Source organism: Janthinobacterium sp. JC611 (genome assembly GCF_018682595.1).
GTDB lineage: Bacteria > Pseudomonadota > Gammaproteobacteria > Burkholderiales > Burkholderiaceae_D > Janthinobacterium.
In genome coordinates this window covers 556,580-579,489 of sequence record NZ_JAFLJN010000021.1, presented here as the reverse complement: position 1 = coordinate 579,489, position 22,910 = coordinate 556,580, and the positions used below count along the sequence as shown (strand labels likewise).

19 protein-coding genes are annotated in these 22,910 nt (G+C 63.1%); 10 read left to right on the top strand and 9 right to left on the bottom strand.

The features are described 5' to 3' along the window. Positions 1–251 precede the first annotated feature (251 nt). Positions 252–1,790: an FHA domain-containing protein gene (locus J0O65_RS17020; protein WP_251373789.1), complete on the bottom strand. Its 1,539-nt coding sequence runs from the start codon at positions 1,788–1,790 to the stop codon at positions 252–254. 352 nt (positions 1,791–2,142) lie between these two features. Between J0O65_RS17020 and J0O65_RS17015 the strand changes: the two genes are divergently transcribed. Next, positions 2,143–2,562 carry a DUF2177 family protein gene (locus J0O65_RS17015; RefSeq protein ID WP_215408455.1) on the top strand — a complete coding sequence of 140 codons (420 nt, stop codon included), beginning with the start codon at positions 2,143–2,145 and terminating at the stop codon, positions 2,560–2,562. On the opposite strand, the gene J0O65_RS17010 is transcribed toward J0O65_RS17015, so the two are convergent. The 4 genes from J0O65_RS17010 to J0O65_RS16995 form a co-directional block, all read right to left on the bottom strand. Then, entirely contained in the window at positions 2,543–3,493 is a 951-nt protein-coding gene (locus J0O65_RS17010) for a PP2C family protein-serine/threonine phosphatase (protein WP_215408454.1), read from the bottom strand. The genes J0O65_RS17015 and J0O65_RS17010 overlap by 20 nt on opposite strands. Before the next feature lie 338 nt (positions 3,494–3,831). Beyond that, positions 3,832–5,178 (bottom strand): hypothetical protein, encoded by a 1,347-nt coding sequence (locus tag J0O65_RS17005; RefSeq protein ID WP_215408453.1) that lies wholly within the window; start codon positions 5,176–5,178, stop codon positions 3,832–3,834. Positions 5,179–5,443: 265 nt separating this feature from the next. Continuing rightward, positions 5,444–5,842, bottom strand: a complete 399-nt coding sequence (locus J0O65_RS17000) for a glycine zipper 2TM domain-containing protein (protein WP_502793570.1) — start codon at positions 5,840–5,842, stop codon at positions 5,444–5,446. Positions 5,843–6,010: 168 nt separating this feature from the next. Continuing rightward, positions 6,011–6,541 (bottom strand): GNAT family N-acetyltransferase, encoded by a 531-nt coding sequence (locus J0O65_RS16995; RefSeq protein WP_215408452.1) that lies wholly within the window; start codon positions 6,539–6,541, stop codon positions 6,011–6,013. 174 nt (positions 6,542–6,715) lie between these two features. On the opposite strand from J0O65_RS16995, the gene J0O65_RS16990 reads away from it, so the two are divergent. Together J0O65_RS16990 and J0O65_RS16985 are read left to right on the top strand one after the other, a co-directional pair. Then, positions 6,716–8,164 carry a M20/M25/M40 family metallo-hydrolase gene (locus J0O65_RS16990; RefSeq protein WP_215408451.1) on the top strand — a complete coding sequence of 483 codons (1,449 nt, stop codon included), beginning with the start codon at positions 6,716–6,718 and terminating at the stop codon, positions 8,162–8,164. A gap of 56 nt (positions 8,165–8,220) precedes the next feature. Next, a complete protein-coding gene (locus tag J0O65_RS16985; protein ID WP_215408450.1) occupies positions 8,221–8,451 on the top strand; it encodes a hypothetical protein in 231 nt (76 codons plus the stop codon). Positions 8,452–8,463: 12 nt separating this feature from the next. On the opposite strand, the gene J0O65_RS16980 is transcribed toward J0O65_RS16985, so the two are convergent. The 3 genes from J0O65_RS16980 to J0O65_RS16970 form a co-directional block, all read right to left on the bottom strand. Continuing rightward, a complete protein-coding gene (locus J0O65_RS16980) occupies positions 8,464–9,792 on the bottom strand; it encodes a hypothetical protein (RefSeq protein WP_251373788.1) in 1,329 nt (442 codons plus the stop codon). Positions 9,793–9,922: 130 nt separating this feature from the next. Beyond that, positions 9,923–12,052: a T6SS effector phospholipase Tle3 domain-containing protein gene (locus J0O65_RS16975; protein WP_215408449.1), complete on the bottom strand. Its 2,130-nt coding sequence runs from the start codon at positions 12,050–12,052 to the stop codon at positions 9,923–9,925. A gap of 139 nt (positions 12,053–12,191) precedes the next feature. Beyond that, on the bottom strand, positions 12,192–13,049 hold the full coding sequence (locus tag J0O65_RS16970; protein WP_215408448.1) for an MBL fold metallo-hydrolase: 858 nt from the start codon (positions 13,047–13,049) through the stop codon (positions 12,192–12,194). Between the two features lie 181 nt (positions 13,050–13,230). On the opposite strand from J0O65_RS16970, the gene J0O65_RS16965 reads away from it, so the two are divergent. The 7 genes from J0O65_RS16965 to J0O65_RS16935 all read left to right on the top strand — a co-directional run bounded on the left by J0O65_RS16965 (position 13,231) and on the right by J0O65_RS16935 (position 22,129). After that, complete coding sequence (locus tag J0O65_RS16965) at positions 13,231–13,467, top strand: hypothetical protein (RefSeq protein ID WP_215408447.1); 237 nt, start codon at positions 13,231–13,233, stop codon at positions 13,465–13,467. Positions 13,468–13,579: 112 nt separating this feature from the next. After that, a complete protein-coding gene (locus J0O65_RS16960; RefSeq protein ID WP_100873472.1) occupies positions 13,580–13,828 on the top strand; it encodes a hypothetical protein in 249 nt (82 codons plus the stop codon). A 365-nt stretch (positions 13,829–14,193) separates the two neighbouring features. Then, a complete protein-coding gene (gene prpB / locus J0O65_RS16955) occupies positions 14,194–15,081 on the top strand; it encodes a methylisocitrate lyase (protein ID WP_215408446.1) in 888 nt (295 codons plus the stop codon). A 76-nt stretch (positions 15,082–15,157) separates the two neighbouring features. Continuing rightward, entirely contained in the window at positions 15,158–16,312 is a 1,155-nt protein-coding gene (gene prpC / locus J0O65_RS16950; RefSeq protein WP_215408445.1) for a bifunctional 2-methylcitrate synthase/citrate synthase, read from the top strand. 11 nt (positions 16,313–16,323) lie between these two features. After that, entirely contained in the window at positions 16,324–18,918 is a 2,595-nt protein-coding gene (gene acnD / locus J0O65_RS16945; RefSeq protein WP_215408571.1) for a Fe/S-dependent 2-methylisocitrate dehydratase AcnD, read from the top strand. A 99-nt stretch (positions 18,919–19,017) separates the two neighbouring features. Then, a complete protein-coding gene (gene prpF, locus J0O65_RS16940; RefSeq protein ID WP_215408444.1) occupies positions 19,018–20,208 on the top strand; it encodes a 2-methylaconitate cis-trans isomerase PrpF in 1,191 nt (396 codons plus the stop codon). A gap of 25 nt (positions 20,209–20,233) precedes the next feature. Further along, positions 20,234–22,129, top strand: coding sequence for a propionate--CoA ligase (locus J0O65_RS16935; RefSeq protein WP_215408443.1), 1,896 nt, complete (start codon positions 20,234–20,236; stop codon positions 22,127–22,129). A 35-nt stretch (positions 22,130–22,164) separates the two neighbouring features. Here J0O65_RS16935 and J0O65_RS16930 read toward each other — a convergent pair whose 3' ends face one another. Beyond that, a complete protein-coding gene (locus J0O65_RS16930; protein ID WP_215408442.1) occupies positions 22,165–22,887 on the bottom strand; it encodes a S24 family peptidase in 723 nt (240 codons plus the stop codon). Positions 22,888–22,910: the final 23 nt, after the last annotated feature.

Here is a 22,910-nt window from a genome sequence, read left to right as displayed (position 1 = left end):
AAGTCTATTGTGTGGCTGATAATGCAATTGGCGCACGGCGCGCTATGCTGAAGGCAGTCCCACGTTTTGAAGAGGTGTCGCCATGAAAATCCCGCGCGAACTGCAGATTCCCGCCATCGTGTTTACGCTGGAAGCGGTGTTTATTCTGGGCTTGTCGATGATTTTTCTCGTACTGGTGCCGCGCTAGCGTCCGAAGGTCCATAGCTGCGTTGCATTGACTATTTTTCAGGCGCTGGCGTATGGGGGGATTGCTATGCTGTCAGCGCGCTGCTCTCGCACAGCGCAGCACCTTCGGTGCGGATGATCCAGCATTCCGGATACGGTTCGCTGGCGAAGCGCTTGTGCCGCGCGAAGCCGCTGAGCTTGTCGAGCGCGGTGGACGGGGCCAGCGCGGTTTCCTTGCCGCTGGCCGTGTCCAGATGCCAGAAACCACCGTTGCGGTGGAACAGCACGGGCAGGCAGCTGGCCTGCGGCGTGGCCAGGTGGCTGGCCGGTGCAGGCTGGGCCTCGGGCAGCAGCAAATAAAAACACTCGGCGCGGGCGCCATGGTCGATGCGGTGCAGGATCACGCCATGCGCGAGCAGGGCCGTGACGCTGAGCACGACGATGCCCTTGATGCTGGCCGACAATTCGATGCGCATGCCCAGGCGCAGGGCGACGGGCTTGTGCTTGCCGGGCCACACGCCGTCGAGCAGCACGCCGTAGCGCGACACGTCCTCGATTTCAAAGCCTTGCTGGCCGCGCCGGATGATGGCATGGCGCCCTGACAGGCGGCGCGTCAAGCCATTGTTATCCTGGCCGTCCGGGCTGAAATGGCTGAGCAGCACGTCGGCTTCCGGGTCCACCAGTTCGAAACGGCCCAGCATGCATTCTTCCAGCGCGAACAGGCGGATCTGGCGCTGCTCGCCCGCTTCCGGCGCCGCATTGACGAGGCAGGCGGCTTGGCTCGGGTGCGGATGGCAGTGGCTGGCGGCGGGCAGGTCGACTTCGATCAGCTCCTCGTCCCAGGCGATGGTGGTAAAGCCCATGTCGATCTTGCCTTGCGGCGCGGATAAATCCACGTGGGCGATGCCGGCATTGCGCGCCGTCACGTCGAGGTTGCAGCCGTCGCCGCCCGTCACGCGGGCGATCGAGGCGTCGTCGGCCATCACGCGCACGTTCTTGTGCGTGCTGAGGAAGATCTGGTGGATTTCCGTCAGGGTGGCGTCGCGGCGCGGCACGAGGATGACGAAGGTGCATACCCATTTTTGCGCCACGGCGCCATCGACATGGCTACGCACTTCCACGTCGATCTGATATTGCCCGTGTTCCTTGTTGCGTGAGGAAAACTCGACAAACACGGGACGCCAGTCGCCGCGTGTGGTGCGCAGGAAATCATGCTGGACGGCACCGCGCGGGATCAGGTCAGAGCGCAGGCGCAAGGTCAGCTGCGGCGCGCAGGCGGCGCTCATGCCGCGCAGTTCCATTTTCAGGGTTTGCCGTCCGCCCGCCGCGCGGGGATCGAAGCCGCTGATGTGCAGATGGGCTTGCACGGGCTGGTAGGCCGCCGGTGCCGCAGGCGCGGCGCAGGCTGGCACATCGCGGTTCACGGCTTGCAAGACGGCGTCATGGGCAGGGGCGCGCGGAAGCGCCGTTGCCGAGGGCTCGGAACGGGTGCTGCGCAGTGCGGTCAACAGGTCGTAGCTGCTGGGGGCGGTCGTCGCTTGCGGGTGGTTGCCCGCGCAGACTGTTTCCCCAGGCAAGACCCAGAACGTACAGTGCGGGTGCTCCGGGTTGCTGCATTTTTTCATGACATTCTGACTCGAATCGAGCGGCGATATTTTGCCCTCTGTTATACATGAGAGCTTACGCGCTTTTGCGCCCGCTTGGCAACTTCCGCAGCGCCGGAATGCGCTCTTTTTGCCCAAATTCATGCCCCTGGTCACAGCTGGTCATGCATGCCATGGAAACTATTGCTCAAAAGCACATTTAATATCTTTCTGGATATGTTATTTTGATATGGCATGGCGTCGCTTCCCATCAATGCGCGTGTGCGCCGTGGCCGTGGTTGATTTTTTGCGGGGCGCCGGCAGCGTGGCGGCGTTTTGCATTATGCTGGCGCAAGCGCTACCCCCATGCGCGGCCTGACGCCGAGAGATGACCATGCCTGTCCAACGCCCGCTCCAGCTTGCCATTGCCTATGGCGCCACCTTGTGCGTCTTCCTCGCCATCGACGCCTTGTGGCTGGCGGTGCTGATGAAACCCGTGTATGCCGCGGCGCTGGGGCCGCTGCTGGCGGAGTCTCCCCGCTGGGCGCCGGCCGTGCTGTTTTATCTGCTGTACGTGGCTGGGCTGCTGGTCTTTGCCATCTTGCCAGGCCTGCGCGCGCGGCGCGTACGCACGGCGGCAACACTGGGCGCGCTGCTCGGCCTGCTGGCCTACGGAACTTATGATTTGAGCAACTATGCGACCTTGCGCGACTGGCCGCTGGCCCTGACGGCGATCGACATGGCCTGGGGCGCCGTGCTGTCGGCCGTGTCGGCGACGGCCGGCTATCTGGCCGCTAGCCGCCTGGGGCGCTGAACGCCGCATCGAAGCGCAGCGCCAGCATGGTGATGTTGTCGCTATACAAGCCTTTGGGCGGATGCGAAAGAAAATCGTCGAACAGGGCGTTGACGGCCTGTGCCGCAGTCTTGCCGGCGCACAAGGCGGGCCAGCGGGCCGTGTGGGCCAGCGGGTCCTCGCAGGCCCAGAAGCCGTCGCTGGCCAGCAAATAATGGGCGTCGGGGCGCACGCGCAGCACGCGGCGGTCGCCCAGGTGGGCGAGGAAGGGCGGCAGGGTGGCCGCATCGAGGCCGCGCAGGGGCTTGTCGAGCTGCAAGCTGTCGCTGATGGCGTTGCCTAAAATGAAGGCCTGCGAGATTTGCGGGTGGTGTTCGCCGTGCACGGCGGCGCGCCAGCGCGTCTCATCGAGCGCGCCGCGCATGGCGTACACGGTGGCCGGCACGTGATCGACGGTGAGGATGCCGGCCGCCCCGTCGGCAATTTCATACAGGCGCGAATCGCCCACGTGATACAGCAGCGGCGCTTCGCCGGGCGGCACTTCCAGCAAGGTCAGGGTGGTGCCGGGCGGGCGCGCCTGGTCGGGCGCGGTCCTGGCGAAACTGTCCTGCAGCCGCGTGTGCAGCTCGTCGAGCCTGGCTGCCAGGCTGGCCGTGTCGAGGCAGGCAGGGATGGCCAGCAAGCCTTGCACGGCCGCTTCCGCCGCTTCGCGCCCCTGGCCGTGGCCGCCCATGCCGTCGAGCACGGCGGCGCGCACATGGCCGCGCGGCCAGCCGGGTACCTGGCAGTGGAACGGCGCCTGGCCCGACAGGCAGACGGCGTGGCCCGTCGCATCGATCAGCAGGAAGTTGTCCTGGTTCTCGCGGCGCGGCCAGGGGCCGGCGCCCACGCTGCTGCCGGCGGCGGCGTCGAGCCAGGGGCCGAAATCGAGCGCGTCTTTGATTAAATGCATCGGTTGGTGCGGTCCGGGCGGCCAGCAATGTTGATCATAGGATACAGCTTAGCCGATATTGTGCAGGGGTGATACCTTGCTTGTCTATTAAATAATCAAGCCGCGTTCCCTGGCGCGTATCTATCTTGTGTCGCTATCTTATTGGTGGCGGCTGATTGACGGGCCGCTCTTTTCAAGGCTAAGTAAGCCCCAATAAATTCTTGTGTTTTCTAGCTTCCATAAGTGGCGCACTGCTGCGTTACCCATCGCTTGCAGTGCTCGCACTGCGTCGCGCCGGGCGCCTTGCATCACATTCACTTCTGTTTGCTATAAATTCACGATAATTTCCTGGAGATTACTTAGCTGCCACGATGGAAATTATTCCGAATCGCCAGCAGAAGGAGGGCGCCAATGCTCAATGAGCCGATGGACTGCAGCAGAGAGAGAACAATCAAGAGGCCGCTGTGTACCCGCACCGCCGAACCGCTGCTTAACACCGAGGCAGGGCTGATAGCGTTTTGTACTGCCAGCGTTGCAGCCGTACATATTCCTGGAGCCTGAGCGGAGGTGATCTTGCCGTCCTTCACTTCGATTGCCCGGCAGGATCCTCCGGCATTCGCGCACTCTGCAGTGTTAGCGCAGTTCGCAGGCAAGAGCAACAGAAATGCTAAAAAGAACAGAAGATTCCAACTCAGCAGTGTAACGATGGCCCGCCTGATCGAGATGCCATAGCCGGACACGACGTCATATAGATAAGAGAGCAAAAAATCTATTTGCAACAGCTTGACGTACGGATTGCCATGTGCGGCGAATGCCAATCGCCGCATGCGCATTTCCATACCGAAAAACATTGCCTCTTCCCGGACAGCGCCGGCAGTCTTCATGATCACACGCAGGGCCCGGTATCGCTGATACAGCCCATCCCAGGCGCCATAGCGCCGAAATGGGGAAAGCAATCCGACGTGGGGACCAAATTCACTGGCATGAAACGTCGTATCGCCGGGGAAAGTCGCCCCATGCGTGCTGGGCGGCTGTAAGAATGTACAGGCAAGGAAGGCGGCGCGCCTGTTGACGCTGAGCCGGTCAAAAACGGCCTCTTCGACTATGCAATAGTTAAGCTGGATTTCGTCGGCAACCACCGTATCAATCAGTTTCAAGGAGGAAAACCGCACCCTGGATGCGTACAGCAACTCAATTTTGCAAGCGCTAAGCTGGAACGACGTATCCGGATGTACCGTGCCGATCCAGGTGTCGCGGGCATTGAAATGGCAGCGTACAGTGCAAAGACGTTCGATATGGCCGCCATCAAAGGCGATATCCATGACGATGCCTGCCTCTTCAGGGTATCTGGCGTCGAAGGTGTCAAAATGAGAGGCATGGAATTGCAGCAGCATGCCGTAGTGCCGGACAAAATGGGCAGGGAGTTCCGTGAGTTCGAATGCGCCCTTGACATCCAGGTTGCCGAAGTCAACGTGAGAATAGTGCGCTGTCCCGTTGAAAGCATCACCATAGGCTTCGATGCCTTCGAAATAGAGGGAAAAATAGGCGTGGACGAAGCGCGCCAGCTGATACCCGTCGACTCTTCGCCGGAGCTGGCTCTTGTGTTTGCCTTTGACGCGCACTCTCTTGCTATAGCTCGGCAGGCCTGCAAAAAAATCGTTGCTCAATGAAACAAGGTGCGTACGGATGGAGGAGAGGTCCCACATGGCTGTTATCCGGGAGGCAGTCAAAGCCAGCTTCCAGATTAGGAGCAACTGGCAGATGACGCCATTGCTGGTCCAATACCGCCTGCGTTAAATCAGTGTGGCGTCAAATATACGTATTGCGTCCGGAGAAATTGGAACTTTATCGGGATGTCACCGGATGCACGGCGCATCCGTAGTGTGGAATTTGCCAAATTTTTTTCATTGCAAAAAAACCTGCGGCAGCAGGCTGGCGCAGGTTTTTCATGGTGCAGGCGCAGGGCGGCGCTTAACGGCGATGGCCCCAGCCATGACCGTGGCCGTGGCCGCGGTCATAGTAGTCGCGGCGGTCATAGTCGCGGTAGTAGCCGCGGCCCGGTTGCACGTAGACGACAGCCGGCGGGCCGTAGTAGCGCGGTGGCGGCGCGTAGTACACGGGCTGCGGGGCGGGGGCGTAGTACACCGGTTGCGGCGCCGGCGCATAATAGGTTTCGCGGTAACCGCCGCGATAGCCGCCACGGTCGTAATAGCGGTCATTCGTGCTGATGCTGTTGCCGACGGCGGCGCCCAGCACGCCACCGACGATCGCGCCATTGCGCCCGCCGGTGCTGTTGCCAATGGCCGCTCCGACTACGGCGCCCGCAACGGTATTGAAGTCGCGGTCACCGGCGACTGCGGCCGAAGACACAGCCACTGCCGCTACCATTACCGCACCCAGGAGTTTCTTGTTCAACATGGCATTTCCTTCCATTCCGGCGAGATCACAATGATCTGCATGAACTGGACTATATCTGCTGCTACCCGCTTGTTCCACGTCTAATACAACTTATTACAATCCCGCCCCGGCGGTAACAAGTCAGCGCAGGCGCGCCTGCCATTCGGGGCGCAGCAGGCTGTACATTTTGACATCGCGCATCACGCCGTTGATAAAGAAGGCCTGGCGCATCAAGCCTTCCTGAGTAAAGCCGTTCTTTTGCGCGATGCGTTCGGAGCCGACGTTCAGCGGGTCCATCAGCAGCTCCAGGCGGTGATACGGATAAGCCTTGAACAGGTAGTCGACCAGCAGGCGCGTCGCTTCGCTGATGTAGCCCTGTCCGTCCCGCTGCCGGTCGAACAGGCGGTAACCGATCTCGCGCGCGGCTGGCGTGCGGCTCTTGAAGTGCGTGATCGTGCCGATGATGTGCTGGGCCTTGTCCTCAATGAGGAACAGTTCGCTGTCCTCGGTGACGAAGCCCGATTGCAGGAAGTCGCGCCGCATGGCCTCGGGCGACTTGAATTGCATCGAGAAAAACTCGCCGCGCGAGGGCAGGTCGTTGACGAGGGAAATATAGGTGTTCAGGTCGGCGGCCTGCAAATGCCTGACGGTACAGAGTGTTCCCTTGAGCATGGCGGTATCCGGTAGCGATCACGATCTGCATGGTAATCGACTCCGGGGGAAACAGGCAATCGATCCCTTAAAAGTTGCTGCAATGACAGAATAAATACGCTATCGTGGAAAAAGTCGCGCCTTGCCCATGGCCACGGCGTACCCGCTTCGACCTCGTTGACTGGATTTGAACACATGCATAGCATCCTGACTGGCGCCCCACTGCGCCGTTCCGCCGTATCCCTTGCCCTTGGCTGCATCGTCAGCGCCGGCGCCTTTGCCGCCGCGCCAGGCAATGCGCCGCAGGCGCTGGCGCAGGTGCGCGACACCGCGCTGCAAAGCGACTGGGCGTACACCCGCCTGGCCGACATGACGGATCTGATCGGCCCGCGCCTGTCCGGTTCCGCCGGCGCGGCCGCCGCCGTGCGGCAGGTGGCCGACACCATGCGCCAGCTGGGCGCCACCGTCACCTTGCAGCCCGTGAAAGTGCCGCACTGGGTGCGCGGCGTGGAAACGGCGGAAATCGTCGATTACGCGGGCCGTCCGCAGGGCGTGTCGCAGCGCGTGGTGCTCACCGCCCTGGGCGGTTCGGGCGCCACGCCGACCGCCGGCCTGACGGCGCCCGTGATCATCGTCAAGAGCCTGGAAGACCTCAAGGCGCGCGCGGCGGAAGTGAAGGGCGCCATCGTGCTGATCGACACGCCGTTCGACCAGGAGATGGCCGAGCGGGGCCTGGCCGGCGTCACCTATGGCCAGGGTTCGCGCGCGCGCTTCCTCGGGCCGAAGGCGGCGGCCGACCTGGGTGCGGCCGCCGCGCTGGTGCGCTCGGTCGGCGGCGCGAATTTCCGCATCCCGCACGCGGGCGCCACGGGCCTGGACGAGAACAAGCGCATTCCCGCCGCCGCCGTCACCGTGGAAGACGCCTTGCTGATGGGCCGCCTGGCCGCGCGCGGCCCCCTGAAAATGCACCTGACCCTGACGCCGCAAAACCTGCCGGACGCCGACAGCTACAACGTCATCGCCGACTGGCCGGGCACGGACAAGGCCGACGAAGTGGTGGTGGTGTCGGGCCACCTCGATTCCTGGGACCTGGCGACGGGTGCGCACGACGACGGCGCCGGCGTGGTGGCGGCCATGGGCGTGGTGGAAACCCTGAAAAAGCTCGACTACCGGCCGCGCCGCACCATTCGCGTGATCGCCTGGATGAACGAGGAAAATGGCGGCCGCGGCGGTCAGGCGTATTTCGAGGCGCACAAGCAGGCTTTGGGCAAGCAGTATGCCGCCATCGAGATGGACAGCGGCGCCGGCCGCCCGTTCGGCATCCTCGCCAGCGTGGGGCCGAAGTCGGAAAAACTGTTCGCGCCCCTGCGCGCCGCCCTGCAGCCGATGGGCGCGCACGCCTTCACGCGCCGCGACGCGCTGGGCACGGGCGACTTGCACCGCCTGGAAACGGGCGGCGTGCCCAGTTTCGAGCCGCTGGTCGACAGCCACAGCTACTTCCACTACCACCACACGCCGGCCGACACGCTGGACAAGGTCGACCCGGATAACCTGAAGCGCAACGTGGCGCTGATGTCGTCGCTGGCGTGGTTCCTGGCCAATCTCGATGGCGAGATCGGGCGGGCGCCGGAGCAGGGCGAGTAAGGGACGCGGGTGACTGCCTTGCCGGAATCTTCGCAACTTTGCCCACAAGGATTGATATGACACAAAACGACACCCACATCGAGACCGCCAGCGGCCAGATCCGCGCCTACCTGGCCATCCGCCCGCACGGCGTCGACACGCCCGAAGGCGTGGCGCAGTGGTGGCTGGGCGGCAGTTTTCCGCCGGACGTGGTCGAGGCCGCGCTGGAACGGCTGCTGGCCTCGGGCGAGATGGAACGGGTGAACATGGGCCAGCGTCAGCTGTGGCGCGGCGTGCGGGCCGTGTAGCACCGCAGCGCCTTATTTGGAATAGCCCTGCATGTCGTCCGCCGTGTCGTGGCGGATGCCCCACCAGGGCAGATAGGCGTTATTCTCCCCGCGCGCGCGGAACCAGGGCTGGTCGTGATCGATGGGGCGCACGCTGGCCGGCGGCGTGACCAGCACGCCCGTGACGCCGTCAGGATCGCTGGTGCCCGCCACCAGCACGGCCTTGCCGACGTGGTTCGCATGGGCGATGGCGAGGGCCACGTTGGTCAGCGCCGTGCCGGCGCCCATTTCGCCCAGCAGGGCCGGCGTATTGAAGGTCTGCGGCAGGAAGTCGACGTCCGGCACTTCCAGGGTCAGCGCGTGCGCCAGCTGGCCCAGCCGGTCGGAGGAGGTGGGCAGGGTTTTATTGGCATCGTGGATGACGTAGCCGATGTCTTCTTCCGTCTTGCCGCCATGGCGCGCCGCCTCGGCAAACACGGCCTGCCACGCCTGCACTGCGCGCGGAGGCTGGTCCTTGCCCGTTTCAAAATCGGCCACGTTCTTCGTGGCCGGATAGCCTATCCACGCCAGCGCCGCGCGCTCCGTCTTGTAATCGGGGCCGGCCAGCACCAGCAGCACCAGGTTTTCATTGATTTGCATGGTCTTCGGCCGGCTCGGCGCATCCCAGTTCATGACCCACACGGTTTGATCCGGATGCGCTTTCAGGTAGGCCAGCGCGGCTTGCAGGGAGACGAAGCCCGCATTGTTGCCGCCCAGGGTGATGCGCACGTCGGGCGGGGTGGCGCGGGTCCAGAGGGTGGGGAAGTGGGGGTTGCCGATGTTGAAGGTGTTGGTGATGGTTTGCTGCGTGAATTGGTGCACTTCTGCCAGATCGAATTTTCCTTCAGGCAGAGCATATTCGACGCGGATGCCTGCCAGTTCGCGCCAGTTCTGTTTTTTATCCTTGGGGTAGACATGGTAGAAGTAGGTGGGGCTGGAATAGTAAATGTCGTGGAAATTGCTCATTAGCTCGCGCAGATATTTATGGTGATAGCCCTTGAACGTTTCCCTGCCATCGAGATCGTGGGCAATGGGGGCGACGGCCTGCAAGGTGCTGAAACCCCTGGGATCCGTCCTGACCATATCGTCATTCATGTTGGGTTTGGCCAGGCCAAGCGTCCAGAGCAGTTGCCACTCGGTGGGATAGTCGCGCCGTTGCAGAGGGTTGAGCCACTGCAGGCCCACGACCTGTGCCCGGAAGGGAGCTTGGACAGTGGTTGTTGGGAGGCCGTCTTCTTTCTGCGTCGGCTTCATGGCGCAGGCCGTCAATAGCGCAAACATGGAGCAGGCGGCGAGCGTGGGCAGCGCGAGGAACTGTTTCATGAAGTCTCCAGGTGAATGGACATTCTGGTGATCGGCATAGCCCGCCCAGATGGACCAACATGCCAGGAAAATGACGAAGAGAAATGTGACGAGGGCCCAGGCCAGTCGCTGGCGCGGCGTGGCAATGAATTTACGCACCGTCAGTCCTCAGCGCAAAGTTGCTGGGAGTGCTGGCGGGCTTGGCATTCTGGCGTTCGTCTATGATGCCTTTCGGCTTTCTGGCGGGGCTGTCTTTGTCATTTGCCCAAGTAAATAAAGGGACAGTTTTAAATGTGCCATTGTCGTAGTACTCAAAGAACTCGCTAGACTCGAAAGAGGCGCCTTTCAATAGGCTCCAATCCGCCGCAACCCTTAATTCGCGCAAATCCTCCTGCCTGATCGTGCACACCCCCACCGCCACGTCATACGCCAGCGCCTTTTCCGCATGCTCGGGATTGGTCATGATGGTCGAGTGATCGGTGGCGTGGGTGTCGATATTGGCGGCCAGGTAGTTCCGGATTTCCTGCTTGCGCCAGGCCTTGAATTCCTTGGAAGCCTCCTCCGACTGGTCCACCGGCGTCTCAGGCTTGCCTTTTTCCACCCAGCCGTCGCGCCTGGCCTGCATGCGCAGCATGCCGTTCTGTTCGTAGCGCAGCGCCGCCTCGGTGTGCACATCGCCCTTGCCCTGGGAACGGTAAGGCGCATACGCGTCATCGGCATCGGCGGCGCGTTCCTTGTGCAGGGAGTCGGCCGGGGCATCGCAGCCTTCGTCAAATTGTTCGCTGATGTCGGCGAAGCGCTTCGAGTGCGGCAGGAATGCCTCGGGCAGCCTGGGTGCCTTCATCGGCAGCCGCCAGGACTTGGGTGGCAGGGCGTTGATGCGCGTGCCGGCAGTCTTGGCGAGAATGATGACGATGGGCGCGAACAAAAAAGTCAGTATCTTGCGCCCGATGCCTTTGCTGGCCCGCATGCCCTTTGCGATCGAGTACTCGGCGAGCAGCGAACGCGGGTGCCAGAAATCGGGGCTGTCCGGCGTCAAGGGCTGGCCATTGCGCTGCCAGATATCGTAGTCCTGTTCATTTTCCTGGCCGACGAAGTGGTTTTGCGCAAACACGCGCTGCGTGAAGACGCCTTCGCCACCCGTATCGGCAATTTCCTGCGCCGACATGCCGCGCCAGCCTATGCCCTGCACGGGCGTGGCCGAAATCACCTGGTCGTGCGGATTGAAATACAGGGTGACCCTGCCATAGGTAGAGCCGTGCAAGCCGTAGTCTGCGCGGTCGAACGCGGCCGTATAGCTGTCCTTGCGTTCAGGCTTGCGATTGGCGCTGAATTCGTCGACCAAGGCGGCATCCTGCTGCATGGCGGAGCGGGTGCGCAGGATGTTGAAAAACGCTTTCAAGGTTTGCGTGCGCGCCGCGTATTTTTGCCGGCCCGTGTTGCCATGTTCGTCCGTCAAATGGCCGCTGACCCAGTTTTCCGTGAAATTGCTGTCGAGCAGGCTGTAGGGCGGGTTGCACAGCACGTAACTGTCGGCCACGGCGGAAGCGCCCAGCGTTTCGCCGAGAAAGGCGGCCGCCATGGCCACCATATTGCCCTGGCTATGGCAGACGATGGTGACGGGCGCGTCGTGCTGGCAAGCCCTGATCGATTGCACGAGGCGCGCCAGGCGCCAGGCGGCGAACACGAAATACGGGCGCGGCGGACAGGCATACACTTGTCGGTCATTTGTCGGGTTCATGTGCTGGATATGCATCCACAGGAACAGTTCCTCGGACAATCCCTTGCCCCATAGATCGGGCAGGGCGCTGCAGCCGTTGGCGAACGGTCCGCCGCCCCAGTAATTCTTTTCGTTGAGATAGATGCCGTCGCCAAACGCTTGCAATTCCTCGCCGTTGGCCTTGTAGCCCCAGCGGAAGCGGATCACGGGGGAATTGGCGTTGTCCGCCTGCAGGAAGGTGGTGGCGTTGCGCTTGGGGTTGAGGAAGCCGTCATCCGTCAATTCGCGCGCGTAAGTGGCGGCCTGCATCTGCCCGGCGGCCGGGCCCGGGATCGCCAGATCCTCGTCGCGGCGTTTCAGGCGCGCATTCAGGCCGGCGCACAGGCCTTGTTCGGCCTGCTCATACCATTCGCCGTCGGAATTGACGCCATGCACGAAGATGACGATGCCGGGGCGGGGCAGGCGCGTGACGGCCTGGAGCAGCGCATGGCTGAACAAGGTCGTGTCTTCGGCTTCGGCGAGCAGGATGCAATGGCGATCCAGCGTAGGGTCGGGCGACATGCGGGCGCTCCGTCAACGTGAAAGAGGAAGGGCGGCGCCCAAGCGAACTCAGGCAATCTGCACTGTATGCGGATTGCCTGAGGTGGAACTTGCGTGGTGTCAAGAAAGGCGGCGCGGCGGGCGGGGACCGCCGGGATGGTCAGATGGCGTTCAGCGGTATTTTGAGGTAGCGCACGCCGTTCTCTTCCGGCTCGGGCAGCTTGCCCGCGTTGATGTTGACCTGGATGGCGGGCAAGATCAATGTCGGCATGTCCAGGGTGGCGTCGCGGCTGGTGCGCATGGCCACGAACTGTTCTTCCGTGATGCCGTCGCGCAAGTGGATATTGTTGGCGCGCTGTTCGGCCACCGTCACTTCCCAGCGCGGCGCGCGGCCGTTGGGCGGGTAGTCGTGGCACATGAACAGCCGCGTCTGCGGCGGCAGCGACAGCAATCGCTGCACCGAGCGGTACAGCAGGGAAGCGGAGCCGCCGGGAAAGTCGCAGCGGGCCGAACCCACGTCCGGCATGAACAGGGTGTCGCCGACAAACACGGCGTCGCCGATCTGGTACGCCAGGTCCGCCGGCGTGTGGCCGGGTACGTGCAGGGCGCGCACCTCCAGTTTGCCAATATGAAACACCTGGTCGGGCGCGAACAGCTGGTCGAACTGCGAGCCGTCGGCCCTGGCGCCGTCCTGGTGGTAAACCTGGGCGAAGGCGCGCTGTACCGTCTGGATGGCCGCGCCGATGGCGACGTCGCCGCCCAGTTGCTGCTGCAGGTAGGGCGCGGCGGAAAGATGATCGGCGTGCGCGTGGGTTTCCAGCAGCCAGCGGCACTGCAAGCCGTGTTCGCGCACGAAGGCGATCACCTTGTCGGCCGAGGCGGTCGACGTGCGGCCCGCCTTCGGATCGTAGTCGAGCACGGAATCGATGATGGCGCAGTCCCGGCCATCGGCCTCGTATACAACATAGGTGACGGTGGAGGTGGCGGGGTCGAAGAAAGCTTGTATTTGTGGAGTCATCACGGCGGCAAGGAACGGGCAAGGGATGGACGGGACTGGGAAAGGCATTATAGCGCCAGAGTTCGCTGAAAAAATGTTGCAAATTGACATTTGACATGCAAAAAACAGATAAGCGCCCGTCACAGTCGTGCGCACCCTGCCGCTTGCAGCATGGTAACCTCATTTTTCCAAGGAGGAATTCATGAACGATATCACTGCACGAAGCGAACAGTACCGTGGTTTTACGATTTCCGTGACCCCGCAAAAAGATAACGACGATCTTTGGGATTTTACCTACCGCCTGCAGCGCGACGGTGAGTCCGAGGCGCGGGCGATCACGCGCAGCCGCACCCTGGGTGGTTATGCTGCGCCCGAGACGGCTTGCACGGCCGGCCTGGAAGTGGCCAGGACGGAAGTGGATAATCTGCTGCGTCCTTGAGCCAGCGTAAATCGTTTAGCCTGATTGCGACGCGGCGCGTGAAACTCGTCGCCGCCTGCGGCGCTTCATGCTACGATTTCCACTATTGAGTCAGTCACGAAGGAGGCACCCCATGGATAGCAGTTCAAAAATTCACTATAAAGGCTGGGAAATCGTTCCCTTGGCCGTGCCCACCACCGACGGCAAATGGTCGGCCAGTTGCGACATCGAACGCGCCACCGCGGAAGGACTGGAAGTGTTCGAAGGCTCGACCATGCAATTCGTGCGCGATGACGAGGACGGCGCCATTGCCGCCGCCTGCGAGGAAGCCGTGCGCCAGATCGACAACATCATCGCCAACCCGCTGGTGCGGCTGGCGTAGTTCTTTATTCCTTCATTCATTGTGTTCCCGCAGCCGGCATCCGCCGGCTGTTTTTTTGCGCGCGACCGGCAGCACGTCGGCCTGCCTGCCTCCTTGCCCGCCAGCTGTGTTGCATGTTTCAATACGATGTTTCAAAATGAAATATTGAAACAAAAATGAAACATTGTGCGGGTTAAACGTGACTTCGCTGTTCCCTGGCGGAACAGTCCTGGAGCGGCGCTGGCTGGCCCTTTATCCCCTGTTTTCACTCTGCCGCCACGGGTTTTCCGCCGCGCCGCGCCGGCCTGGCACGGCATTTGCAATACCCATGTTCATAGCCACTCCGTGAAACATTCGCGACCATCCGAAACCCATAAGGTGAACACATGACTCAATACTCCGCAGGTGCCGCGTTCCGCAAGGCCGTCCAGGAAGAATCCCCGCTGCAAGTCGTCGGCGCCATCAACGCCAACCACGCTTTGCTGGCCAAGCGCGCCGGCTACAAGGCCATCTACCTGTCCGGCGGCGGCGTCGCGGCCGGCTCGCTGGGCTTGCCCGACCTGGGCATTTCCAGCCTGGACGACGTGCTGACCGACATCCGCCGCATCACCGACGTGTGCGACCTGCCGCTGCTGGTCGATGCCGACACGGGCTTCGGTTCCTCCGCCTTCAACGTGGCGCGCACGGTGAAATCGATGATCAAGTTCGGCGCTGCCGGCCTGCACATCGAAGACCAGGTGGGCGCCAAGCGCTGCGGCCACCGTCCGGGCAAGGAAATCGTGAGCAAGGAAGAAATGGTCGACCGCATCAAGGCGGCCGTCGACGCGCGCACGGACCCGAACTTCGTCATCATGGCGCGTACCGATGCGCTGGCCGTCGATGGCCTGGAAGCGGCACTGGAGCGCGCCGTCGCCTGCGTGGAAGCCGGTGCCGACATGATCTTCCCGGAAGCCATCACCGACCTGGAGATGTACGCCACGTTCGCCAAGGCCGTCAACGTGCCGATTCTGGCCAACATCACGGAATTCGGTGCCACGCCGCTGTTCACCCTGGACGAACTGCGCAGCGCCCACGTGGGCCTGGCCCTGTACCCGCTGTCGGCTTTCCGCGCCATGAACAAGGCGGCCGACAACGTCTACCGCGCGCTGCGCCGCGATGGCACGCAAAAGAACGTCGTCGACACCATGCAGACGCGCATGGAGCTGTATGAATCGATCAATTACCACGACTTCGAGCAAAAGCTCGACGCGCTGTTCGCCGCGCAAAAGAAATAAGAAAAGTAAAGAAGCAGGGGCCGCATGCCGGCCCCGCAGTGACGCAACCGAGACTAGTCAATTTTTGGAGAAATCAATGAACGCACCGCAAGCCGCCACTTTCAAGCCTAAAAAATCCGTCGCCCTGTCCGGCGTCACCGCCGGCAACACGGCGCTGTGCTCGGTCGGCAAGACCGGCAACGATTTGCACTACCGCGGCTATGACATCCTGGACGTGGCCGACAGCTGCGAGTTCGAGGAAATCGCCTACCTGCTGGTGCACGGCAAGCTGCCGACGTCCGCCGAATTGAAAGGCTACAAGGCCAAATTGAAGTCCTTGCGCGGCCTGCCGTCGGCGGTGAAACTGGCGCTGGAAGCGCTGCCTGCCGCCGCCCACCCGATGGACGTGATGCGCACGGGCGTGTCCGTGCTGGGCTGCACCCTGCCGGAAAAGGACGACCATAACGCGCCGGGCGCGCGCGACATCGCCGACCGCCTGATGGCATCGTTCGGCTCCATGCTGCTGTACTGGTACCACTACAGCCATAACGGCAAGCGCATCGAAGTGGAAACGGACGACGACTCGATCGGCGGCCACTTCCTGCACCTGCTGCACGGCGAAAAACCGTCGGCGTCGTGGGAAAAAGCCATGCACACCTCGCTGATCCTGTACGCGGAACACGAATTCAACGCCTCGACCTTCACCAGCCGCGTTATCGCCGGCACGGGTTCGGACATCCACTCGGCCATCACGGGCGCCATCGGCGCGCTGCGCGGACCGAAACACGGCGGCGCGAATGAAGTGGCGCTGGACATCCAGAAACGCTACGACAACGCCGACGAAGCGGAAGCGGACATCCGCGAGCGCGTGGCCAACAAGGAAGTGGTGATCGGCTTCGGCCACCCCGTCTACACGATCTCGGACCCGCGCAATAAAGTCATCAAGGAAGTGGCGCGCTCGCTGTCGCAGGAAGCCGGTTCCACGAAAATGTTCGACATCGCCGAGCGCCTGGAATTGGTCATGTGGGAAATCAAGAACATGTTCCCGAACCTGGACTGGTTCTCGGCCGTGTCGTACCACATGATGGGCGTGCCGACGGCGATGTTTACGCCACTGTTCGTCATCTCGCGCACGTCGGGCTGGGCCGCCCACATCATCGAGCAGCGCATCGACAACAAGATCATCCGCCCGAGCGCCAATTACGTGGGCCCGGAAGACCTGGAATTCGTGCCGATCAAGGACCGCAAATAATGCTTACGACTATGAATACGCTGCACCGCAAATCCTTGCCCGGAACAGGGCTCGATTATTTCGACGCGCGCGCCGCCGTCGATGCGATCGCCCCGGGCGCCTACGCCACCTTGCCCTACACCTCGCGCGTGCTGGCGGAAAACCTCGTGCGCCGCTGCGACCCGGCCACCCTGAACGCATCGCTGAGCCAGTTCATCGAACGCCGCCGCGACCTCGATTTTCCATGGTTCCCCGCGCGCGTCGTCTGCCATGACATCCTGGGCCAGACGGCCCTGGTCGACCTGGCCGGCTTGCGCGACGCCATCGCGGCCCAGGGCGGCGACCCGGCCCTGGTCAACCCCGTCGTGCCCACGCAACTGGTGGTGGACCATTCGCTGGCCGTCGAATGCGGCGGTTTCGATCCCGACGCCTTTGCCAAGAACCGCGCCATCGAAGACCGCCGCAATGAAGACCGTTTCGACTTCATCGACTGGACGAAAAAAGCCTTCAAGAACGTCGACGTGATCCCGCCGGGCAACGGCATCCTGCACCAGATTAATCTCGAGCGCATGTCGCCCGTGATCCAGGTGCAGGATGGCGTGGCCTATCCCGACACCCTGGTGGGCACGGATTCGCATACGCCGATGGTCGATGCGCTGGGCGTGATCGCCATCGGCGTGGGCGGCCTGGAAGCGGAAAGCGTGATGCTGGGCCGCGCCTCGTGGATGCGCCTGCCCGACATCATCGGCGTCAAGCTGACGGGCAAACCGCAGCCGGGCATCACGGCCACCGACACGGTGCTGGCGCTGACGGAATTTTTGCGCAAGCAGAAGGTCGTCTCGTCCTACCTGGAATTCTTCGGCGAGGGTGCTTCGCACCTGACCCTGGGCGACCGCGCCACGATTTCCAACATGGCGCCGGAATTCGGCGCCACGGCGGCCATGTTCTACATCGACGAACAAACCATCAAGTATCTGAAACTGACGGGCCGCGACGACGAGCTGGTGAAACTGGTGGAGCTGTACGCGAAAGAGACGGGCTTGTGGGCCGACAGCCTGAAAGACGCCGAGTACGAGCGCGTGCTGAGCTTCGACCTGTCGTCCGTGGTGCGCAATATCGCCGGGCCGTCGAATCCGCACAACCGCGTGCCGACGTCGGAACTGGCTGCGCGCGGCATTTCCGGCGTGGTGGAAAACGAGCCGGGCAAGATGCCGGACGGCGCCGTCATCATCGCGGCCATCACCAGCTGCACCAACACGAACAATCCGCGCAACATGATCGCCGCCGGCCTGATCGCGCGCAATGCGAACCGCCTGGGCCTCACGCGCAAACCGTGGGTGAAATCGTCGCTGGCGCCCGGCTCGAAAACCGTGGAACTGTATCTGCAGGAAGCGGGCCTGATGCCGGAGCTGGAACAATTGGGCTTCGGCGTGGTGGCATTCGCCTGCACCTCGTGCAACGGCATGTCGGGCGCGCTCGACCCCGTGATCCAGGATGAAGTGGTGTCGCGCGACCTGTACGCCACGGCCGTCCTGTCGGGCAACCGCAACTTCGACGGCCGCATCCACCCGTACGCGAAACAGGCTTTCCTCGCCTCGCCGCCGCTGGTGGTGGCGTATGCGATCGCCGGCACCATCCGCTTCGACATCGAGAAGGACGTACTGGGCATCACTCCGGACGGCAAGCCGATTTTATTGAAGGATATCTGGCCGTCCGACGAGGAAATCGACGCCATCGTCGCTTCCAGCGTCAAGCCGGAGCAGTACCGCAAGGTGTACATCCCCATGTTCGCCGCGCAGGCGGACGACGGCATCAAGGTCAGCCCCCTGTACGACTGGCGCCCGCAGACGACTTACATCCGCCGCCCGCCATACTGGGAAGGCGCGCTGGCTGGCGCGCGCCCCTTGAAAGGCATGCGTCCGCTGGCCGTTTTGGGCGACAACATCACCACCGACCACCTGTCGCCATCGAACGCCATCATGCTCGATAGCGCGGCCGGCGAATACCTGGCGAAGATGGGTTTGCCCGAGGAAGACTTCAATTCCTACGCCACGCACCGGGGCGACCATTTGACGGCGCAGCGCGCCACGTTCGCCAACCCGACCCTGAAAAACGAGATGGTCATCGAGGACGGCAAGGTGAAAGCGGGTTCGCTCACGCGCATCGAACCGGAAGGCACGATCTCGCGCATGTGGGAAGCCATCGAGGTGTACATGGAGCGCAAGCAGCCATTGATCATCATCGCCGGCGCCGACTATGGCCAGGGTTCCTCGCGCGACTGGGCCGCCAAGGGCGTGCGCCTGGCCGGTGTGGAAGCCATCGTGGCCGAAGGCTTCGAGCGCATCCACCGCACCAACCTGGTGGGCATGGGCGTGCTGCCGCTGGAGTTCTTGCCGGGCGTGAACCGCAAGACCCTGGCCCTCGATGGCAGCGAAACCTACGACGTCGTGGGCGAGCGCACGCCGCGCTCCACCCTGACCCTCGTCATCCACCGCAAGAGCGGCGAAACGGTGCAAGTGCCCGTGACCTGCCGCCTCGACACGGCGGAAGAGGTGTCGATCTATGAGGCCGGCGGCGTGCTGCAGCGATTCGCCCAGGATTTCCTGGAGTCGTCGAAAGCCGCGTAGTACACGATTGATGCAACGTAAATCAGGGGTCAGACCCGCCGGGTCTGACCCCAGCTCTTTGCCTCTGGGTTTAATCAGCAATTCAACGCAGGAACTTTAATGACCCACACCCCCCAAATCAAGATCCCCGCCACCTACATGCGCGGCGGCACCAGCAAGGGCGTGTTCTTCCGCCTGCAGGATTTGCCCGCCAGCGCGCAAGTGCCGGGCGCGGCGCGCGACGCCTTGCTGTTGCGCGTGATCGGCAGCCCCGACCCGTACGGCAAGCAGATCGACGGCATGGGCGGCGCCACCTCCAGCACCAGCAAGACGGTGATCCTGGCGAAAAGCAGCAAGCCTGAGCATGACGTCGACTATCTGTTCGGCCAGGTCTCCATCGACAAGCCATTCGTCGACTGGAGCGGCAATTGCGGCAACCTGTCGGCCGCCGTCGGCTCGTTCGCCATCGCCAGCGGCCTGGTGGACCCCGCGCGCGTGCCTGCAAACGGCATCGCCACGGTGCGCATCTGGCAAGCCAATATCGGCAAGACCATCATCGCCCACGTGCCCATGACGCAGGGCGAAGTGCAGGAAACGGGCGACTTCGAACTCGATGGCGTGACCTTCCCGGCCGCCGAAGTGAAACTGGAATTCCTCGATCCGGCCGCCGAGGAGGAGGGTGGCGGTGGCGCCATGTTCCCGACCGGGAATCTGGTCGACGACCTCGACGTGCCCGGCATCGGCGCGCTGAAAGCCACGATGATCAATGCCGGCATCCCGACGATTTTTGTCGATGCGGACGCCATCGGCTACACGGGCACGGAACTGCAGGACGCCATCAATGGCGATCCGGCCGCGCTGGCCCGTTTCGAGACCATCCGCGCGCATGGCGCCCTGCGCATGGGTTTGATTTCCCACCTGGACGAGGCAGCCAAGCGCCAGCACACGCCGAAAGTGGCGTTCGTCGCCAAGCCGGCCAGCTATGTCTCGTCCAGCGGGAAAAATGTGTCAGCCGGCGATATCGACCTGCTGGTGCGCGCCCTGTCGATGGGCAAGCTGCACCACGCCATGATGGGCACGGCCGCTGTCGCCATCGGCACGGCGGCGGCCATTCCCGGCACCCTGGTCAACCTAGCGGCGGGCGGCGGTCCCCGCAACGCCGTGCGCTTCGGCCACCCTTCCGGCACCCTGACGGTGGGGGCGCAAGCGCAGCAGGTCGATGGCGACTGGAGCGTCACCAAGGCGATCATGAGCCGTAGCGCGCGCGTGCTGATGGAAGGGTGCGTGCGCGTGCCCGGCGACGCATTTTAGGAAGAATACGCACACCGGAGGAGACATGAATTTCGCAGCATTTTATCAACGCTCGATCGACACGCCTGACGCTTTCTGGCGCGAGGAAGCGGACAAGATAGCCTGGCATGCCCCGTTTTCGCAAGTGCTCGATTATTCCCGGCCGCCATTCGCCAGATGGTTCGTCGGCGGCACCACCAATTTGTGCCACAACGCCGTCGACCGCTGGGTCGATAGCCAGGGCGATGCGCCAGCCCTGATCGCCATTTCCACCGAAACGAACACCGAGCGCAGCTACAGCTTTCGCGAACTGCAGCGCGAAGTGGAACGCTGCGCCGCCATGCTGCAGTCACTGGGCGTGGCCAAGGGCGACCGCGTATTGATCTACATGCCGATGATCGCCGAGGCGGCGTTCGCCATGCTTGCCTGTGCGCGCATCGGCGCCGTGCATTCCGTGGTGTTCGGCGGCTTTGCCGCCAACAGCCTGGCCAGCCGTATCGACGATGCGCAGCCCAAGCTGGTGTTTTCCGCCGATGCCGGTTCGCGCAATGGCAAGGCGATCGCCTACAAGCCGCTGCTCGACGAGGCCATCCGCATGGCCGCGCACAAGCCGCGGCAGGTGCTGCTGGTCGACCGCCATCTGGTGCCGATGGCACTGACGCCGGAGCGCGACGTCGATTACGCGACCCTGCGCGAGCAGCACCTGGACGCGCGGGTGCCCGTCACCTGGCTCGAATCGAACGAGCCGTCGTACGTGCTGTACACCTCGGGCACGACGGGCAAGCCGAAGGGCGTGCAGCGCGACGTGGGCGGCTATGCGGTGGCGCTGGCGTCGTCGATGCGGTACAACTTCTGCGGCAAGCCCGGCGAAACCTTCTTTGCCACCTCGGACATCGGCTGGGTGGTGGGCCATTCCTACATCGTGTATGGCCCGCTGATCGCCGGCATGGCCACCATCCTGTACGAGGGTTTGCCCATCTGTCCCGACGCGGGCATCTGGTGGAGCATCGTCGAGAAATACAAGGTCACGCGCATGTTCTCGGCGCCGACGGCCATCCGCGTGCTGCGCAAGCATCCGGTGGAACTGATGCGCAAGTACGATCTGTCTTCCCTGAAGGCGCTGTACCTGGCGGGCGAGCCGCTCGATGAGACCACCTCGCAATGGATAGCCGACGAACTGAAGGTCGACATCATCGACAACTACTGGCAGACGGAGACGGGCTGGCCGATCCTGTCGGTGGCCAAGGGCGTGGCCGACACGCCGACGCGCCTGGGCAGCCCGGGCATGGCCATGTACGGCTACCAGGTCAAGCTGCTCAACGAGGCGACTGGCGAGGAGTGCGGCGCCAACGAGAAGGGCGTGCTGGTGCTGGAAGGCCCGCTGCCGCCCGGCTGCATGCAGACGGTGTACGGCGATGACGAGCGCTTCGTCGACACCTACTGGTCCACCTTCGGCGGCCGGCAAGTGTATTCCACGTTCGACTGGGGCGTGCGCGATGCGGACGGCTATTACTTCATCCTGGGACGCACCGATGACGTGATCAACGTGGCCGGCCACCGCCTGGGCACGCGCGAAATCGAGGAAAGCATCACCAGCCATCCGAACGTGTCGGAAGTGGCCGTGGTGGGCGTGGAAGACAAGCTCAAAGGCCAGGTGGCGATGGCTTTCGTGATCCTGAAGAATCCGCAGGGTGTCGACAGCGTCGAGGCGAAGGCGCTGCTGGAGCGCGAAGTGATGGCCGTCGTCGACCGCCAGCTGGGCGCCGTGGCGCGGCCTGCGCGCGTGCTGTTCGTGGCGCAGTTGCCGAAGACGCGGTCGGGCAAGCTGCTGCGCCGTTCGATCCAGGCCATCTGCGAAGGGCGCAGCCCGGGCGACCTGACGTCGATGGATGATCCGGCAGCGCTGCAGCAGATCCAGGCGGCGCTGGCGTCAGCGCCATGATGGGAATGGGGTTTATCAATCGATAAACCCCGTTCTCAAATCCGGTCGCTTTCCTTGCGTACGACCCTGCCCACGATCAGGCATTCATTGCCGCGGCACAGCTTGCGGTGGTATTTGCGCTGGTCGGGGTTGTCCGACGTCAGCCACCATTCGCCGATATCGCGCGCCATGCGCTTGACCACCGGTTCGCCTTCGTAATTGACGGCAAACACCACGCCGTCGGCCGGCCGGTTGTCGGCCGTATTGATGATCACCACGTCGTCCTCGAACAGGGCCGGCTCCATGCTCTCGCCCTTGACCTTGATCGCCACGAGCCGTTCGGGGTGGTAGCCATTGCGCTCGACCCAGCTGCGCGGCACGCTGATGGTGCTGCCGTCGTGCGTCTCCGGTTCGATGGCAAAGCCCGTGATGCCGGCCGACAGGCGCAGTTTCACCTTGCGGATCGGGTAAAAGCGCTCGTCCTCGCCATCGACCACCACCACCGGCCGTACTTCGCCCGGCGCGCCCAAGGCACGCGCGGCCAGCGTCGCCTGGTCGGGCGCCGCGCCCTGGTCGAAGTACATGCTGTCGAGCTGCAGGTCCGCTTCCAGCTTGCGCGCGATCTTTTCGCTGAAGGCGCGTCCTTCGCGGTAGGTGGGCGAGAGGATTTGCGAGATGCGCGCCTCGCTCCAGCCGCTGACGTCGGAAATCTTCTTGCGCGTGTTGTCGTAGTGCTCGCGGATCAGGGCCAGCAGGCGGTCGCGTCTGTATTGATACATATTCATCTCCACATTAAACCTGA

Bases quoted from the DNA above. Each gene is read 5' to 3' on its own strand.
- J0O65_RS17020 (WP_251373789.1), bottom strand. From the start codon at position 1,790: ATGAAAAAATGCAGCAACCCGGAGCACCCGCACTGTACGTTCTGGGTC.
- J0O65_RS17015 (WP_215408455.1), top strand. From the start codon at position 2,143: ATGCCTGTCCAACGCCCGCTCCAGCTTGCCATTGCCTATGGCGCCACC.
- J0O65_RS17010 (WP_215408454.1), bottom strand. From the start codon at position 3,493: ATGCATTTAATCAAAGACGCGCTCGATTTCGGCCCCTGGCTCGACGCC.
- J0O65_RS17005 (WP_215408453.1), bottom strand. From the start codon at position 5,178: ATGTGGGACCTCTCCTCCATCCGTACGCACCTTGTTTCATTGAGCAAC.
- J0O65_RS16995 (WP_215408452.1), bottom strand. From the start codon at position 6,541: ATGCTCAAGGGAACACTCTGTACCGTCAGGCATTTGCAGGCCGCCGAC.
- J0O65_RS16990 (WP_215408451.1), top strand. From the start codon at position 6,716: ATGCATAGCATCCTGACTGGCGCCCCACTGCGCCGTTCCGCCGTATCC.
- J0O65_RS16985 (WP_215408450.1), top strand. From the start codon at position 8,221: ATGACACAAAACGACACCCACATCGAGACCGCCAGCGGCCAGATCCGC.
- J0O65_RS16980 (WP_251373788.1), bottom strand. From the start codon at position 9,792: ATGAAACAGTTCCTCGCGCTGCCCACGCTCGCCGCCTGCTCCATGTTT.
- J0O65_RS16975 (WP_215408449.1), bottom strand. From the start codon at position 12,052: ATGTCGCCCGACCCTACGCTGGATCGCCATTGCATCCTGCTCGCCGAA.
- J0O65_RS16970 (WP_215408448.1), bottom strand. From the start codon at position 13,049: ATGACTCCACAAATACAAGCTTTCTTCGACCCCGCCACCTCCACCGTC.
- J0O65_RS16965 (WP_215408447.1), top strand. From the start codon at position 13,231: ATGAACGATATCACTGCACGAAGCGAACAGTACCGTGGTTTTACGATT.
- J0O65_RS16960 (WP_100873472.1), top strand. From the start codon at position 13,580: ATGGATAGCAGTTCAAAAATTCACTATAAAGGCTGGGAAATCGTTCCC.
- prpB (WP_215408446.1), top strand. From the start codon at position 14,194: ATGACTCAATACTCCGCAGGTGCCGCGTTCCGCAAGGCCGTCCAGGAA.
- prpC (WP_215408445.1), top strand. From the start codon at position 15,158: ATGAACGCACCGCAAGCCGCCACTTTCAAGCCTAAAAAATCCGTCGCC.
- acnD (WP_215408571.1), top strand. From the start codon at position 16,324: ATGAATACGCTGCACCGCAAATCCTTGCCCGGAACAGGGCTCGATTAT.
- prpF (WP_215408444.1), top strand. From the start codon at position 19,018: ATGACCCACACCCCCCAAATCAAGATCCCCGCCACCTACATGCGCGGC.
- J0O65_RS16935 (WP_215408443.1), top strand. From the start codon at position 20,234: ATGAATTTCGCAGCATTTTATCAACGCTCGATCGACACGCCTGACGCT.
- J0O65_RS16930 (WP_215408442.1), bottom strand. From the start codon at position 22,887: ATGTATCAATACAGACGCGACCGCCTGCTGGCCCTGATCCGCGAGCAC.